Origin of the sequence: Blautia sp. HCP28S3_G10 (assembly GCF_052065235.1) — a bacterium.
In the GTDB taxonomy this organism is placed as follows: domain Bacteria; phylum Bacillota; class Clostridia; order Lachnospirales; family Lachnospiraceae; genus Blautia_A.
Map to the genome: position 1 here is coordinate 1 of NZ_JBQHUL010000088.1, position 1,514 is coordinate 1,514.

A 1,514-nucleotide genomic window follows, 5' to 3' on the forward strand; every position below is an offset into this window, starting at 1 on the left:
GACCTCCGCTTAAAGTGCGTCTTTTTTCAGAACAGAAATTGATCTGGGGTTATCTTATCACGCCTCAACAACTGGTTCAATCTATTTGGTTTTGTAAGTTCCAGTTTGGAATCGTAAATTCCGCTAAAATCATGATTTCTTGATATGCCGGAATTTAGTCTTGCAAGAACTTTTAGGAACAGGGGTTAACTTTTGCAAACTGGAAGTCAGTTTTCCAATTCAGCAAAAGTGTATAGGTAATTATTCAAAAAGGATAGTGAGAAGTAGTAATTTGCAAACTTTTGTAACTTTTTATCAAAAAATGTTGTATAAGACCCTCTCCTTTCCCATATAGGTAGAGGAGGATTTAGAGAATGATTATTTCATCAAAGTCATTTCTGTTTTGGACATGAATAGAAATCTACATCTCCTCACCACATTTTGACAACTTCATAGTTCTTTTGCACGAGGATACTTGATCTGAATGTGCTTTTGGGAATTTTTATCCTGCGTGTCTTATCAGTGCATACGTTTCGGTTAAATCTGATGCAGGGAACGTTGAGGTGGAAGTGTGCGATTGTAACTTGTTGATTTAGCAAAGAGGAAAGGAATAAGAAAAGTATAGGAGAGATTTATTGGATTTTTTGACATTGGATGAAGAGAAGCTCCTTGTGTGGTTTGGTTGTGAAAACCTGGAATTCACAAAGAGACGACTCAAAATGGTTGGTTTATTTGCAACCGATGAAGATTTTAGAAAATTAGTCTTCGGATTATTGCGAAAATTGAATACGGAAGAATATGCATCGATCTATACAGATATGTTTTTTGACATATGTGCAGAAAACGATGCAAGAAATGCTGCCAGAGATCAATATCTGGCGGTATTAAGTGACACGACAGGACATGAAGCAGAATATCTGCTTCGCATTTAGCGAAAGGTTAAAATGGTGAATTGTATGAATAAGGTTCAGTTAATGGGAAGATTAACAAGAAATCCGGAATCAAAATATGTTGGAGGTTCCGGTGACACTCTGATGGTAAAGTACACGCTTGCAGTTGATCGTAGATATCGTGGAAGCAACAGCGCCGCTTCTGATTTTATCAATTGTGTGGTTTATGGTAAGGGAGCTGAGTTTGCCATGAAGTGGTTGAAGAAGGGAATGAAGATTGCTGTATGCGGTCGCATTCAGACCGGTAGTTATACCGGTAAGGATGATAGGAAGGTTTATACCACAGAGGTCGTTGTAGATGAGCATTATTTTGCAGAAGGCAAAGCTGCTGAAGTAGATAATACGCAGGAAACAAAAACAGACAGTGAGGGATTCATGGAAGTTCCGGAAGGTGAGGAATTACCGTTTGAATAATCTCTGAAGCAAGGCTGAAGAGCGCACTTATATACTTTTAACAAAGTATGTGCGTCCTTCGTGTTGTCCGGCAAATTAAATGATGTCCCATACGGCAGATTATTTCGCACCGATTTTGGATTTCTACAGATGTGTCAGTCACTTTAAAAGTAACTGTTTCTGCGAATTGTT

General features: G+C 38.3%; 2 protein-coding genes. Both read left to right on the plus strand.

Annotation, left to right across the window (positions count from 1 at the left end; all coding sequences use genetic code 11):
- The first annotated feature begins 614 nt into the window (after nt 1-614).
- A complete protein-coding gene (locus ACTNB8_RS16275) occupies nt 615-911 on the plus strand; it encodes a hypothetical protein (protein WP_441056109.1) in 297 nt (98 codons plus the stop codon).
- 24 nt (nt 912-935) lie between these two features.
- Nucleotides 936-1,343: a single-stranded DNA-binding protein gene (locus tag ACTNB8_RS16280; RefSeq protein WP_441056110.1), complete on the plus strand. Its 408-nt coding sequence runs from the start codon at nt 936-938 to the stop codon at nt 1,341-1,343.
- Nucleotides 1,344-1,514 lie beyond the last annotated feature (171 nt).